12 protein-coding genes are annotated in these 13,410 nt (G+C 70.2%); 7 read left to right on the top strand and 5 right to left on the bottom strand.

Annotated features, from left to right (window positions below; translation table 11 throughout):
• Positions 1-15: 15 nt before the first annotated feature.
• From uvrB to ACQEV8_RS10735, 6 genes are all read left to right on the top strand, one after another.
• Entirely contained in the window at positions 16-2,163 is a 2,148-nt protein-coding gene (gene uvrB, locus ACQEV8_RS10760) for an excinuclease ABC subunit UvrB (protein WP_432959345.1), read from the top strand.
• Positions 2,164-2,302: 139 nt separating this feature from the next.
• Positions 2,303-2,881: a TerD family protein gene (locus tag ACQEV8_RS10755; RefSeq protein ID WP_432959344.1), complete on the top strand. Its 579-nt coding sequence runs from the start codon at positions 2,303-2,305 to the stop codon at positions 2,879-2,881.
• Between the two features lie 77 nt (positions 2,882-2,958).
• On the top strand, positions 2,959-4,974 hold the full coding sequence (locus ACQEV8_RS10750; protein WP_432959342.1) for a TerD family protein: 2,016 nt from the start codon (positions 2,959-2,961) through the stop codon (positions 4,972-4,974).
• A gap of 224 nt (positions 4,975-5,198) precedes the next feature.
• The gene (locus tag ACQEV8_RS10745; protein WP_432959340.1) at positions 5,199-6,200 is read left to right on the top strand and encodes a TerC/Alx family metal homeostasis membrane protein; all 1,002 of its coding nucleotides are present in this window, start codon (positions 5,199-5,201) and stop codon (positions 6,198-6,200) included.
• A 130-nt stretch (positions 6,201-6,330) separates the two neighbouring features.
• Positions 6,331-6,633, top strand: a complete 303-nt coding sequence (locus tag ACQEV8_RS10740; RefSeq protein WP_432959338.1) for a hypothetical protein — start codon at positions 6,331-6,333, stop codon at positions 6,631-6,633.
• A 63-nt stretch (positions 6,634-6,696) separates the two neighbouring features.
• On the top strand, positions 6,697-7,797 hold the full coding sequence (locus tag ACQEV8_RS10735; RefSeq protein ID WP_432959336.1) for a calcium:proton antiporter: 1,101 nt from the start codon (positions 6,697-6,699) through the stop codon (positions 7,795-7,797).
• Here the strand turns inward: ACQEV8_RS10735 and ACQEV8_RS10730 are convergent.
• Together ACQEV8_RS10730 and ACQEV8_RS10725 are read right to left on the bottom strand one after the other, a co-directional pair.
• The gene (locus ACQEV8_RS10730) at positions 7,787-9,085 is read right to left on the bottom strand and encodes an MFS transporter (protein ID WP_432959334.1); all 1,299 of its coding nucleotides are present in this window, start codon (positions 9,083-9,085) and stop codon (positions 7,787-7,789) included. The genes ACQEV8_RS10735 and ACQEV8_RS10730 overlap by 11 nt on opposite strands.
• Before the next feature lie 93 nt (positions 9,086-9,178).
• The gene (locus ACQEV8_RS10725) at positions 9,179-10,225 is read right to left on the bottom strand and encodes a S66 family peptidase (RefSeq protein ID WP_432959332.1); all 1,047 of its coding nucleotides are present in this window, start codon (positions 10,223-10,225) and stop codon (positions 9,179-9,181) included.
• 103 nt (positions 10,226-10,328) lie between these two features.
• Between ACQEV8_RS10725 and aroQ the strand changes: the two genes are divergently transcribed.
• Positions 10,329-10,802: a type II 3-dehydroquinate dehydratase gene (gene aroQ, locus ACQEV8_RS10720; RefSeq protein ID WP_432959330.1), complete on the top strand. Its 474-nt coding sequence runs from the start codon at positions 10,329-10,331 to the stop codon at positions 10,800-10,802.
• Positions 10,803-10,887: 85 nt separating this feature from the next.
• Here aroQ and ACQEV8_RS10715 read toward each other — a convergent pair whose 3' ends face one another.
• Genes ACQEV8_RS10715 through ACQEV8_RS10705 form a run of 3 tightly spaced genes read right to left on the bottom strand, consistent with a single transcriptional unit; the run spans position 10,888 to position 13,408 of the window.
• Positions 10,888-11,640, bottom strand: a complete 753-nt coding sequence (locus ACQEV8_RS10715; protein WP_432959328.1) for an amino acid ABC transporter ATP-binding protein — start codon at positions 11,638-11,640, stop codon at positions 10,888-10,890.
• The gene (locus ACQEV8_RS10710) at positions 11,637-12,542 is read right to left on the bottom strand and encodes an amino acid ABC transporter permease (RefSeq protein ID WP_432959327.1); all 906 of its coding nucleotides are present in this window, start codon (positions 12,540-12,542) and stop codon (positions 11,637-11,639) included. Before ACQEV8_RS10710 ends, ACQEV8_RS10715 begins: the two co-directional genes overlap by 4 nt.
• The gene (locus ACQEV8_RS10705; protein WP_432959325.1) at positions 12,539-13,408 is read right to left on the bottom strand and encodes an ABC transporter substrate-binding protein; all 870 of its coding nucleotides are present in this window, start codon (positions 13,406-13,408) and stop codon (positions 12,539-12,541) included. The genes ACQEV8_RS10710 and ACQEV8_RS10705 overlap by 4 nt, the downstream gene beginning before the upstream one ends.
• Between the last annotated feature and the right edge of the window lie 2 nt (positions 13,409-13,410).

Below are 13,410 nucleotides of genomic sequence, written 5' to 3'. Positions count from 1 at the left end.
CGTACGGTGGATTCCATGCGGCCCGTTTCCCAGATCGAACGCACGGTGGCGCCCTTCGAGGTCGTCAGCCCCTACCAGCCGAACGGCGATCAGCCGACGGCCATCGCCGATCTCGCCCGGCGCGTCCAGGCAGGCGAGAAGGATGTCGTCCTGCTCGGCGCGACCGGCACCGGCAAGTCCGCCACCACCGCGTGGATGATCGAGAAGCTCCAGCGCCCCACCCTCGTGATGGCGCCGAACAAGACACTGGCCGCCCAGCTGGCGAACGAGTTCCGCGAGCTGCTCCCGAACAACGCCGTCGAGTACTTCGTCTCGTACTACGACTACTACCAGCCCGAGGCGTACGTCCCGCAGTCGGACACCTACATCGAGAAGGACTCCTCGATCAACGAGGAGGTCGAGCGCCTGCGCCACTCCGCGACCAACTCGCTGCTCACCCGCCGCGACGTCGTGGTGGTCGCCTCGGTCTCCTGCATCTACGGCCTCGGTACACCGCAGGAGTACGTGGACCGCATGGTCCCCCTCAGGGTCGGCGACGAGTTCGACCGGGACGAGCTGCTGCGCCGCTTCGTGGACATCCAGTACACGCGCAACGACATGGCCTTCACCCGCGGCACCTTCCGCGTCCGCGGCGACACCATCGAGATCTTCCCGGTCTACGAGGAGCTGGCCGTCCGCATCGAGATGTTCGGCGACGAGATCGAGGCGCTGTCCACCCTCCACCCGCTCACCGGCGAGATCATCAGCGACGACCAGCAGCTGTACGTCTTCCCGGCCTCCCACTACGTCGCGGGACCCGAGCGCCTGGAGCGGGCGGTCAACGACATCGAGAAGGAGCTGGGCGAGCGACTCTCGGAGCTGGAGAAGCAGGGCAAGCTCCTGGAGGCCCAGCGCCTCAGGATGCGCACCACGTACGACATCGAGATGCTCCGCCAGATCGGCTCCTGCTCCGGCGTCGAGAACTACTCGATGCACTTCGACGGCCGCCTGCCCGGCTCCCCGCCCAACACCCTGCTGGACTACTTCCCGGACGACTTCCTCCTCGTCATCGACGAGTCGCACGTCACGGTGCCCCAGATCGGCGCCATGTACGAGGGCGACGCCTCCCGCAAGCGCACCCTCGTCGACCACGGCTTCCGGCTGCCCTCCGCCCTGGACAACCGCCCCCTGAAGTGGGAGGAGTTCCAGGAACGCATCGACCAGACGGTCTACCTGTCGGCGACCCCAGGAAAATACGAGCTCTCCCGCGGGGACGGCTTCGTCGAGCAGATCATCCGCCCCACCGGCCTGGTCGACCCGGAGGTCGTCGTCAAGCCCACCGAGGGCCAGATCGACGACCTGGTGCACGAGATCCGGACGCGTACCGACAAGGACGAGCGCGTCCTGGTCACCACGCTCACCAAGAAGATGGCCGAGGACCTCACGGACTACTTCCTGGAGCTGGGCATCCAGGTGCGCTATCTGCACAGCGACGTCGACACCCTGCGCCGTGTCGAGCTGCTGCGTGAGCTGCGCGCGGGCGAGTACGACGTGCTTGTCGGCATCAACCTCCTGCGGGAGGGTCTCGACCTGCCCGAGGTGTCCCTGGTAGCGATCCTGGACGCCGACAAGGAGGGCTTCCTGCGCTCCGGCACCTCCCTGATCCAGACCATCGGCCGCGCCGCGCGCAACGTCTCGGGCCAGGTCCACATGTACGCCGACAAGATCACCCCGGCGATGGAGAAGGCCATCGACGAGACCAACCGGCGCCGGGAGAAGCAGATCGCGTACAACACGGAACAGGGCATCGACCCCCAGCCCCTCCGCAAGAAGATCAACGACATCGTCGCCCAGATCGCCCGCGAGGACATCGACACCGAGCAGCTGCTCGGCTCGGGCTACCGCAAGGGGCGCAAGGACGGCGAGGGCGCCAAGGCGCCCGTGCCCTCCCTGGGCGGCAAGGCCACCGACGGGACCAAGCCCGCCAAGGGCAAGGGCAAGGCCAAGGAGACGGTACCGACCGACCGCCCCGCGGCCGAACTCACCGAGCAGATCGAGGAACTCACCACGCGCATGCGGGCCGCCGCCGCGGACCTCCAGTTCGAGATCGCGGCCCGGCTGCGCGACGAGGTCTCGGAGATGAAGAAGGAACTGCGCCAGATGAAGGAGGCGGGTCTGGCCTGACAGCGGACCGTGTACGCGCAGTGTTGCAAGACCGACACAAAGCGCGGACCGGACTACGTCGCTGTCAGTGCCCCTGCGTAGGGTTCTGGGCAACCGCGAATGCGCGGCAACAGGGGACGTTCGAGAGGGGAATCAGCGCGTGACCGTCAACATGACCAAAGGTCAGGCCATCAGTCTGCAGAAGAACGACGGCGGCAGCCTGACATCGGTGCGGATGGGTCTCGGCTGGCAGGCGGCTCCCCGGCGCGGCCTGTTCGGCTCCCGGACGCGCGAGATCGACCTCGACGCCTCCGCCGTCCTGTTCGCGGACAAGCAGCCGGTCGACGTCGTCTTCTTCCGCCACCTGGTGAGCGACGACGGCTCGGTGCGCCACACCGGCGACAACCTCGTCGGAGGTGTCGGCCAGGGCGGCGACGACGAGGCCATCCTCGTCGACCTCTCCCGGGTCCCGGTCCACATCGACCAGATCGTCTTCACCGTGAACTCCTTCACGGGCCAGACGTTCCAGGAGGTGCAGAACGCGTTCTGCCGCCTGGTCGACGAGACCAACGGCCAGGAGCTCGCCCGCTACACGCTGGCCGGCGGCGGCCAGTACACGGCCCAGATCATGGCGAAGGTGCACCGCTCGGGCCCGGGCTGGTCGATGACGGCCCTGGGCAACCCGGCCAACGGCCGTACCTTCCAGGACCTCATGCCGACGATCCTGCCCGTCCTCTAGGGCCCCAGGGCCACCGCTCGGGGGCGGGCCGGCGAGCGGCACACGACACCACACAACGACACAGGGGGACGAAGGCGATGACGGCCGAGCTGGTGCGGGGGCAGAACCACCCGCTCTCCCAGGCCCGTCTCGAGATCCGGGTCTCAGCCGGCACACCGATCGTGGCCGCGGCCGCGCTCAGCGACGAGACCGGCAGGATCCACGGCGTGGAATGGGTGGCCCATCCGGGCGCACCCACCCGGCCCGGTCTCGAGGTCTCCCGGCAGGCCGCCGCCGACCACCGCCTCGCGGTGGACCTGGACGCCCTGCCGGAGGCCGTCCACCGTGTCGGTGTGCTGCTCGCCCTGCCCGCCGGCGGGGCGGGTCCGCTCCGCTTCGGCGCCGTCGCCGCCCCGTTCGTCGCCGTCACCGGCCTCGACGGCGGCGAGATCGCCAGTTACACCCTCACCGGCCTGGACTCCGAGTCGGCCGTGGTCGCCCTGGAGCTCTACCGCCGACAGGGCGCCTGGAAGGTGCGCGCGGTCGGCCAGGGCTATGCGGGTGGCCTCGCCGAACTCCTCACCGACCAGGGGCTGCCCCAGGCCGGGCAGCTCGCGGGCAGCATCGACGAGGCGGTGTCCCAGGGACTGGCCCGCTCGGTGCAGGCACCCCCGCCGCGCACCGCGGGCGGCGACCGTTCCCGCCGGACAGCGGCCCCGGCCCTGGGCCCGGACCAGGGCGGCACCGCACCTCAGCCCGGCCCGGCACCACCGATGTCCCCGTACCGTGGGCAGACGCCGGGCGGGCCGGGGCAGTCCGGACCGCAGCCGTCGGCGTGCCCCGGCACCGCGCCCGACCCCTCCGTTTCGCAGTCGTCCGCTCCCGCCCCGGGCGGCCCGATCAACTACAGCCACCCCGGTCGCCAGAACGCCGCCCCGCCGCCGCCTCCGCCCACCGCACCCCCGGCCGCGCCCGGGCAGCCCGCCCGGCCCGTGGCGGGCGACGCGACCGGCTGGTCCATGGAGGAGCGGCTCTACAACCAGGTGTGGGGCATGTTCGAGGACCTGGCCCGCACCACCGCCGCCTACCGCAGCGCCGTCGACTTCGCCGAGTCCCGGATGGACAAGGAGCTCGAGCAGGTCCTGTCCGACCCGCGCAGCCGGCTCGGCGGGCAGGGGGACGCCGCCCGTGAGGCGGCCCGCGCCCGGCACGCACAGCTCGTCGCCCAGGCCAGGGAGGCCCTCGACCGGGACCTCTCCCAGCTCACGGCCGAGGCCGACGTCGTCGAACCGGCCCTGCCACCGGCGTACGCCCGCTGGGACAACCCCGTGTGGCATGCCTACCGGCCGCCGATGGAGATCCCCATGGCGCTGCGCCTGGGCGACCTCCATCTCCCGGAGGCTGAGGGGATCCGCATCCCGATGCTGGTCCGGCTGCCGCTGGAGCGCGGTCTGTGGATCGACAGCGGCCGCACCGGATCGTCCGATGGTTCGTTCACCGACTCGCACGCCATGGGACGTCTCGCCATGGAGACGGCGGTCGCGCACGCGGCGCGGCTGCTCGCCGTCCACCCGGCGGGCGAGTTCACCGTGAATGTCATCGACCCGGCCGGCTCGGGGGCGCAGCCGCTGGCGCCCCTCGTGCGGACCGGTGTGCTCGCGGCTCCGCCCGCGCTCGGCGCCGCGGGCGTGGCGGACGTGCTGGAGCGGCTCACCCAGCGGGTCGATCTGGTGCAGATGGCGGTGCGGGGAGGCGCCGCCGACTCCCTGCCTCCCGGCTTCGACACCTCGCAGCAACTGCTGATCGTCAACGACTTCCCGCACGGCTTCGACGACCGTGCCGTGAACCAGCTGCGCTACCTCGCCGATGAGGGCCCCGCCTTCGGCGTCCATCTGATGATGGTGGCCGACCGTGCGGAGTCCTCCGGATACGGGCCTTTGCTCGATCCGCTGTGGCGTTCGCTGCTGCGACTGACACCGGTGTCCGACGACCACCTCGCCGACCCGTGGGTCGGTCACGCCTGGACGTACGAGCCGTCGCTGGTGCCGCCCGGCAGCCAGGTCCTCCAGCAGGTGCTCAGCCAGGTCGCGGCGGCCCGCACCAAGTACTTGTAAAGCCCGCTGACCTGCGATTTTGATCGTTCTTTTGCCAAGCGCTTTACCTTTTCTTGGTGATTGTTGTACTGTTATCGGCACGGAGGGGAGTACTCCCTGTCTGCTGCGGCGTACCCGTCAATACGGATCAGGCCAGATCCCGGGGCGTCGGCCCATCCTTGGGTGGAAGAGACCTCCGGCAGCGACGACGCTGACATTTGCCGTTAACGACTGCCGGAGGCGCAGTGGATGTTTCCGTGACCCTATGGGTCCTGACGATCGTGGGCCTCGCCGCCCTGATCGCGGTCGACTTCTTCATCGGCCGCAAACCGCACGACGTATCGATCAAGGAAGCCGGGATCTGGACGATCGTCTGGATCGTGCTCGCGGCACTCTTCGGCCTCGGTCTGCTGGTGTTCGGCGGCGGCCAGCCCGCCGGTGAGTTCTTCGCCGGCTTCATCACCGAGAAGTCGCTGAGCGTCGACAACCTCTTCGTCTTCGTCCTGATCATGGCGAAGTTCGCGGTGCCCTCGCAGTACCAGCAGCGTGTTCTCCTGATCGGTGTCCTCATCGCCCTGGTCCTGCGGGCCATCTTCATCGCCGCCGGCGCGGCGATCCTCGCCAGCTTCGCCTGGGTGTTCTACATCTTCGGCGCCTTCCTCATCTACACCGCCTGGAAGCTCATCCAGGAGGCCCGGGCCGACGAGGAGGACGAGGAGTTCGAGGAGAACAAGCTCCTCAAGGCCGCCGAGCGCCGCTTCGGCGTGGCGGACCGGTACCACGGCACCAAGCTGTGGATCGAGGAGAACGGCAAGCGGGTCATGACCCCGATGCTGGTCGTGATGCTCGCGATCGGCACGACCGATGTCCTGTTCGCCCTCGACTCCATCCCCGCGATCTTCGGCCTGACGCAGGACCCGTACATCGTCTTCACGGCCAACGCGTTCGCCCTGATGGGCCTGCGGCAGCTGTACTTCCTCATAGGCGGCCTGCTGAAGAAGCTGGTCCACCTGAGCTACGGCCTGTCGATCATCCTGGGCTTCATCGGCGTGAAGCTGGTGCTGCACGCGCTGCACGAGTCCGGGGTGCACGTCCCCGAGATCAGCATTCCGGTCTCGCTCGGCGTGATCTGTGCCGTCCTGATCGTCACCACGATCACCAGCCTGCGGGCTTCCAAGAAGCAGGCGGCGGCCGAGGCGGCGCAGGTGGACGGCGGAAGCGCTCCGAAGGACAGCATCGACGTCTGACCGCGTCGGACATAGGAACAAACATCACCGGGACCGGTGGTCGGCGAATTGCCGACTGCCGGTCCCGGTGCTTGCTTGTTTTCTGAGCGTGTTCCCCGGTCCGGGGGCGCCGTGGCCGGCTGGAGGTGCCATGAAGTTCGTGCAGATCATCGACTTCGAGACCGAGCGCTTGGACGAGATGGAACAGATTTTCGAGGACGCGGAGCGGCGCTTCGCCGGCCGGACGGGCGGCCCCAGCCACCGCACGCTCCTGAAGGACCGCGACAACCCCCGCCGCTATCTGGCGCTGATCGAGTTCGAGTCGTTCGACGAGGCCATGCGCAACAGCGAAGACCCCGAGACCAGCAGGATGGCGGAACGACTGGGCGCGCTCTGCATCGGCGAGCGGGTCTACACCAACTGCGACCTCCTGGACGCGAGCGAGCTCAAGTAGCCCCCGGCTCGGGCACCGCGCGACCGGAGTGCGGGGCCCGAGCACCTCTGCGACGATCACTGCATGATCGCTCGGCGCAGGCCGCTCACGGCACAGTGGACGACCCTGGTGCCGGTGCTCGCGGCCGTGCTGCTGGTCCTCACCTGGGGGCGCGATCTGCCCGCCGCTGTCGTCGCGCTGGTGACCCTGGTCCTGGCGGGAGCCGTTCTGTCCGCCGTCCACCACGCCGAGGTGGTGGCGCACCGGGTCGGTGAGCCGTTCGGCTCCCTCGTTCTCGCCGTCGCCGTCACGATCATCGAGGTCGCCCTCATCGTCACCCTGATGGTCGACGGCGGGGACAAGAGCGCGACACTGGCCCGCGACACGGTCTTCGCAGCCGTGATGATCACCTGCAACGGCATCGTCGGCCTGTGCCTCCTGGTCGCCTCACTGCGGCACGGCACGGCCGTCTTCAACCCCGAAGGCACCGGCGCGGCACTCGCGACTGTCGCGACCCTGGCCACGCTCAGCCTGGTGCTGCCGACATTCACCACGAGCAAGCCGGGCCCGGAGTTCTCCACCGTCCAGCTGACCTTCGCGGCGCTCTCCTCGCTGATTCTGTACGGCCTCTTCGTCGCGACGCAGACCGTGCGGCACCGGGACTACTTCCTGCCGATCACCCGGCAGGGCGACGTGATCACCGCCGAGGAGCACGCCGCGGCGCCGACCGCCCGCACCGCCCAGATCAGCCTGGGACTGCTGGGCCTGGCACTGATCGGTGTGGTCGGCCTGGCCAAGGGCGTCTCGCCCACCATCGAGTCCGGGGTGGAGGCCGCCGGGCTGCACCACGCCGTGGTCGGCGTGATCATCGCGCTGCTCGTACTGCTCCCGGAGACCATCGCCGCGCTGCGCTCCGCACGCCGCGACCGGGTGCAGACCAGCCTGAACCTCGCCCTCGGCTCGGCCATGGCCAGCATCGGCCTGACCATCCCCGCCGTCGCCCTCGCGTCCGTGTGGCTGTCCGGCCCGCTCGTGCTCGGCCTCGGCGCCACACACATGGTGCTGCTCGCCCTGACCGTGGTGGTGGCCTCCCTGACGGTGGTCCCGGGCCGGGCCACACCGCTCCAGGGCGGGGTCCATCTGGTGCTGTTCGCGGCGTACCTGGAACTGGCGATCAACCCGTAGGCGCCTCAGCTCCAGTCCCCGCCTCCGCTTCAACCTTCGCCTTCGCCCCCGCCGGGCGCGTCTCCGGCAGCAGCGCGAAGCACCCCAGGCTGAACAGCGCGATCGCCGTCAGATAGGCGGCCACGCCCCAGGGCACCCGCCCGCCCTGCTCGGCGAGCGCCGTCGCCACGATCGGCGTGAGCGCGCCTCCGAGGACACCGCCGAGGTTGTAGCCGACGGCGGCGCCGGTGCAGCGCACCCGCGGCTCGTACAGCTCCGGCAGATACGCGGCGATCACGGCGAACATCGTGATGAACGAGAGCATCGCCCCGAGGAAGCCCAGGAACATCGGCAGCGGCGTGCCGGTGGCGAGGAGCGCGACCATCGGGAACATCCACAGGGCGGCCGCCGCGCACCCGGCCAGGCACATGGGCCGGCGGCCGTAGCGGTCCCCGAGCATCGCCACCAGCGGCGTGAGCGCGCCCTTCACCACCACCGCGCCCATGATGCAGGTCAGCATGACGCTGCGGCTCACGCCGAGCCGTTCCGTCCCGTAGGCGAGGGACCAGGTCGTCACCGCGTAGAAGATCGCGTAGCCGATCGCGAGCGCTCCGCCGGTCAGCAGGAGGAGACGCCAGTGGTCGCGCACGACCTCGGCGATGGGCACGCGTGCGTGGTCGTCGAGTTCGAGGAAGCTGGGGCTCTCGGCTAGCGACGAGCGCAGCCACAGCCCCACGATCGCCAGCACCCCCGCCGCCCAGAACGGCACCCGCCACCCCCACGCGGCGAACTGCGCCTCGGACAGCGTCGCCGACAGCCCCAGCACCACACCGTTGGCGAGCAGGAACCCCAGGGCGGGCCCGACCTGCGGGAAGCTCGACCACAGCCCGCGCCGATCGGCGGGCGCGTGCTCCACCGTGAGGAGCACCGCCCCGCCCCACTCCCCGCCGAGCCCCAGGCCTTGCAGGAAGCGCAGCACCAGGAGCAGCAGGGGAGCGAGCACGCCGATCGTGTCGTACGTGGGCACACAGCCGACCGCGACCGTGGAGGCGCCGGTGAGCAGCAGGGAGGCGACGAGGACCGGGCGTCGTCCGCGCCGGTCGCCGATGTGCCCGAACAGCACCGACCCCAGCGGCCGCGCCACGAAGCCCACGCCGAACGTGGCGAAGGCGGCCAGCGTCCCCGCCACCGGCGAGAAGGTCGGGAAGAACAGCGGCCCCAGGATGAGGGCCGCCGCGGTCCCGTAGACGAAGAAGTCGTAGAACTCGATGGCCGTGCCGGCGAGCGAGGCGGCCGCGAGACGCGGCATGGAGGGTGCCCTTACGGTGCGTACGTCGTGCATGCCGCGTCAACTACCCACGGTGACGGCCGGTTACGGGGGTGCGCGGGGGCTCGGGGGCCTTCAGTAGGTGACCGTGATGCGCTGGTCCGGTCCGTCCACGCGCACCACGCCCCCGTACGGGATCACCAGTTGCGGATCGGTGTGCCCGAAGTCCACGTCGAAGACGATCGTGGTGTCGGGCGCGTAGGCCCGCATGGCGCGCAGCACCGCCTCACGCTGGTCTGAGGCGTAACGAGCAGCCTCCTCCGGGGCGTTGGGGCGTTCGAAGGACCAGGCTTTCGGGCGGCCCATCAGCAGCGCCGAGAAGCGCTGGAGCAGCCCGCGCTCGCCCATGTTGCGCAGTGTGCTGAAGACCTCCGTCGCGCTCGGCATGTCCTCCGAGGTCTCCAGCAGCAGCACCCCGCCCTCGTACGTGGACAGGTCCTGCGCGATCTCGCGGTCGGCCATCAGCAGCCAGCCGAGGATCTCCAGGCAGCCGCCCCAACTGCGGCCCTCCACCACCCGGTCGGCGTTGACCCAGGTCCAGCCGGTCCCGGGCCGGGTCTCCGGCTCGGCGTCGAAGGTCGCCGGATCCGCCCAGTCCCGGTCGACGTCACGCCACCGCTCGGCGGGCTTCAGCTCGTACGGGCCGGAGCTGAACAACGCCGCCCGCAGGGACTCGGCGGTCTGCGGGTGCATGGCACCAGGACGGCCCAGCTCGCACATGACGCTCCCGCCGTGGTAGCCGACGATGCCGGTGTTGTGCAGGAAGGCGAGCAGGTTGGTGTTGTCGCTCATTCCGAAGAAAGGCTTCGGGGTCGCCCGGATCAACTCCCGGTCCAGCAGCGGCAGCACGGTGATCTGGTCGTCCCCGCCGATCGAAGCGATGACCGCCTTGATGTCCGGGTCGGAGAAGGCGGCGTGGATGTCGTCGGCCCGTTCCCGGGGAGTCGAGCCCATCTTGCGCGTCGCCGGGTACTCGACCGGCTCCAGCCTGTACTCCTTGCGCAGCCGCTCCAGCCCCAGCTCGTAGGGGAGCGGGAGGAGCCCCGGCAAGCCGGAGGAGGGAGAGATCACGGCGATGCGGTCACCGGGAGACGGCTTGGGCGGGTAGGAGAGGCTCGTCATGCCGGGAGGCTACGGCCCGGCGCGCTGTCGGCGCACCGTGATAAACCGGGTCCGAGCAGCGGTCCGTCACGGGCCGCCCGACCCTGAACGGACCGGAGGAACCGTGCCCCGCACCCTGGCCAACGCCCCGATCATGATCCTCAACGGCCCCAACCTGAACCTGCTCGGCCAGCGTCAGCCGGAGATCTACGGCTCCGACACGCTCGCCGACGTGGAGGCCCTGTGCGCCAAGGCGGCGGCCGCCCACGGCGGTACGGTCGACCTCCGCCAGTCCAACCACGAGGGCGAGCTGGTGGACTGGATCCACGAGGCGCGGTTGAACCACTGCGGCATCGTGATCAACCCGGGTGCCTACTCGCACACCTCCGTCGCCATCCTGGACGCCCTCAACACCTGTGACGGCCTGCCGGTGTTGGAGGTCCACATCTCCAACATCCACAAGCGCGAGTCGTTCCGGCACCACTCCTACGTCTCGCTGCGCGCCGACGGGGTCATCGCGGGCTGCGGCGTACAGGGCTACGTGTTCGGGGTGGAGCGCGTCGCGGCGCTGGCGGGGGCGGGGCAGGCGGACACTTAGACCCTGCCCGCGATGCGCGATGTAAGCCCCGACGGCCATGGCGGGCGCCCCTTACAGCATCCTCGCCGCGCCCGCCTCGCCCCGACTACAGCCGGCCCGCCTCCACGATCCGCCGCAGGAAGCGCCGGGTGCGCTCCTGCCGCGGTTCCCCGAAGACCTGCTCGGCGGTGCCGCGTTCCAGCACCACGCCGCCCTCCAGGAAGCACACCTGGTCGGCGACCTCCCGCGCGAAGCCCATCTCGTGCGTGGCCAGCACCATGGTCATGCCTTCGCCCTTCAGGTCGCGGACGACGGTGAGGACCTCGCCCACCAGCTCGGGATCGAGGGCGGCGGTGATCTCGTCGAGCAGCAGCAGCCGGGGGCGTACGGCCAGGGCGCGCACGATCGCCACCCGCTGCTGCTGGCCGCCGCTCAGCCGGTCCGGGTACTCGCCCGCCTTCCCGCCCAGCCCCAGCCGCTCCAGCAGCTCACGCGCGCGTTCCTCGGCCTCGGCGCGGGGCAGGCCGTGCACCCGGCGCGGAGCGAGCGTGATGTTCTCCAGCACCGTCATGTGCGGGAAGAGGTTGTACGACTGGAAGACCACGCCGATCCGGCGGCGCACGGCGTCCTGGTCGACGCGCGGGTCGGTGATCTCCTCACCGTCCAGCCAGATCGCCCCGTCGTCGATCTCCTCCAGCAGGTTCGCGCACCGCAGCAGCGTGGACTTGCCGGAGCCCGAGGCGCCGATCAGCGCGGTGACCGTGTGCGGGGCCACCTCCAGGTCGACGTCCCGCAGGACGACCGAGCCGCCGAAGGTCTTGCGGACGGACTCCATGCGCAGCACAGGCGTCTCGCTCATGTGGTTCCTCCCTGGGCCCGCCGGCGGTCCATCCGTGCCGTCACCCAGTCCGTGAAGCGGGTCATGGGGATGGTCAGCGCGACGAAGACCAGCCCCGCGACGATGTACGGCGTGTAGTTGAGGCTGCGGCCGACGATGATGTCGGCGGCCCGTACGGCGTCCACCGCACCGCCGATCGAGACCAGCCCGGTGTCCTTCTGCAGCGACACCAGGTCGTTCAGCAGCGGCGGCACCTGGCGGCGCACGGCCTGGGGCAGCACCACGTGGCGCAGCGCCTGCCGGTTGCTGAGCCCGAGCGAGCGGGCCGCGGCGCGCTGCGAGGGATGCACGGACTCGATGCCGGCGCGGAAGACCTCGGCGACGTACGCCGAGTACGTCAGGGTGAGCGCGGTGCCGCCGAGGAGGACCGGGTCGACGGTCACCCCCTGGAGCCGCAGCGCCGGGACGCCGAGGACCACGATCATCAGGTTGATGATGAGCGGCAGCCCCCGGAAGAAGTCCGTGTAGGCGGCGGCCAGGGCGCGCAGCGGGAAGAACACCGGGCCGCGCAGAGTCCGCGCGACGGCGATCAGCATGCCGAGGACGAGCACCGCGGCGCCGCAGATCAGCAGCAGCCGGACGTTCAGCCACAGCCCTTCGAGGACCTTCGGGAACGCCTCGCGCGCGTACCCCCAGTCGAAGAAGGTCTCCTTGGTGCGCGGCCAGCCCGGCGCGTTGACGACGACCAGGTAGAGGACCGCTCCGGTGACGAGGGTCGAGAGCGCGCCGATCGCGGTGGCACGCCGCGCGCGGGCGCGCTGGTAGCGCTCGCGGTCCAGGCGCCGCTGCGAGGGGACGTAGCCGCCGTCCCGCTCCTCGTGCTCGGCGGAGCCCTCCGCGGCCTGTGCCTTGTCCACCGTCACTTGAGCACCGGCGCGTCGACGGCGTCCGACAGCCACCGCTGCTCGAGCTTCGCGAGCGTGCCGTCCTCGCGCAGCGCGTCCACGGCCCGCGAGACGCAGGGGGTGAGTGCGCTGCCCTTGTCGAGCACGAGGCCGAACTGCTCCGGCGTACCGCCCTGGTTCTCGAACTGGCCGACGATCGTGGCGTCGGTGATCTCGGCCCCGGTGATGTAGAAGGCGGTGGGCAGGTCCACGACGATGGCGCCGACCTGGCCGTTCTTCAGTGCGGACTTGGCCTGGTCGTTCTTGCCGAATACGGCCGCAGCCTGCTCCGGCTTCACCACGTCGTCGATGTAGTCGAGGCTGGTGGTGCCGACCTGGGCGCCCAGCTTCACCTCCTTCAGGTCCGCGATGCTCTTCGCCTTCGCGGCCTTGGAGCCCTTCAGCGCGACGACGGCCTGGCGTACGTCGTAGTAGCCGGACGAGAAGTCCACGGCCTTTCTGCGCTCCTCGCTGACGGAGACCTGGTTGATGTCGAAGTCGAAGGTCTTCTCGCCGGGAGCGAAGGCCTTGTTGAAGGGGACGGTCTGCCAGGAGACCTTGTCCTTGCCGTACCCGAGTTGCCCGGCGACGGCGTACGCGACCGCCGACTCGAAGCCCTTGCCACTGGCGGGGTCGTCGTCCTTGAACCAGGGCTCGTAGGCGGGTTCGTCGGTGGCGATGGTCAGCTTGCCCGAGTTCTCGGTGGCCAGCTTGCCCTTCTCGCAGGTGTCTCCGCCGGACGCCGACGGCCGGTCCGATGCCTCCGGCTGCGGAGCACAGCTCACGGCGGCGAGAAGGGCGACGACGGCGGCAGCGCGGCACAGGGCGCGCGGGGCAGGATGCATGG

The sequence above is a fragment of the Streptomyces sp. CA-179760 genome, assembly GCF_050937045.1.
Lineage (GTDB): Bacteria > Actinomycetota > Actinomycetes > Streptomycetales > Streptomycetaceae > Streptomyces.
The sequence above is the reverse complement of the archived record's forward strand: the minus strand, read 5'-3'. Positions and strand labels throughout refer to the sequence as shown.

What these genes read in the sequence shown, in the direction of transcription:
- uvrB (WP_432959345.1), top strand. Translation starts at nt 16, where the DNA reads ATGCGGCCCGTTTCCCAGATCGAACGCACGGTGGCGCCCTTCGAGGTC.
- ACQEV8_RS10750 (WP_432959342.1), top strand. Translation starts at nt 2,959, where the DNA reads ATGACGGCCGAGCTGGTGCGGGGGCAGAACCACCCGCTCTCCCAGGCC.
- ACQEV8_RS10740 (WP_432959338.1), top strand. Translation starts at nt 6,331, where the DNA reads ATGAAGTTCGTGCAGATCATCGACTTCGAGACCGAGCGCTTGGACGAG.
- ACQEV8_RS10735 (WP_432959336.1), top strand. Translation starts at nt 6,697, where the DNA reads ATGATCGCTCGGCGCAGGCCGCTCACGGCACAGTGGACGACCCTGGTG.
- ACQEV8_RS10730 (WP_432959334.1), bottom strand. Translation starts at nt 9,085, where the DNA reads ATGCCGCGTCTCGCGGCCGCCTCGCTCGCCGGCACGGCCATCGAGTTC.
- ACQEV8_RS10725 (WP_432959332.1), bottom strand. Translation starts at nt 10,225, where the DNA reads ATGACGAGCCTCTCCTACCCGCCCAAGCCGTCTCCCGGTGACCGCATC.
- ACQEV8_RS10715 (WP_432959328.1), bottom strand. Translation starts at nt 11,640, where the DNA reads ATGAGCGAGACGCCTGTGCTGCGCATGGAGTCCGTCCGCAAGACCTTC.
- ACQEV8_RS10705 (WP_432959325.1), bottom strand. Translation starts at nt 13,408, where the DNA reads ATGCATCCTGCCCCGCGCGCCCTGTGCCGCGCTGCCGCCGTCGTCGCC.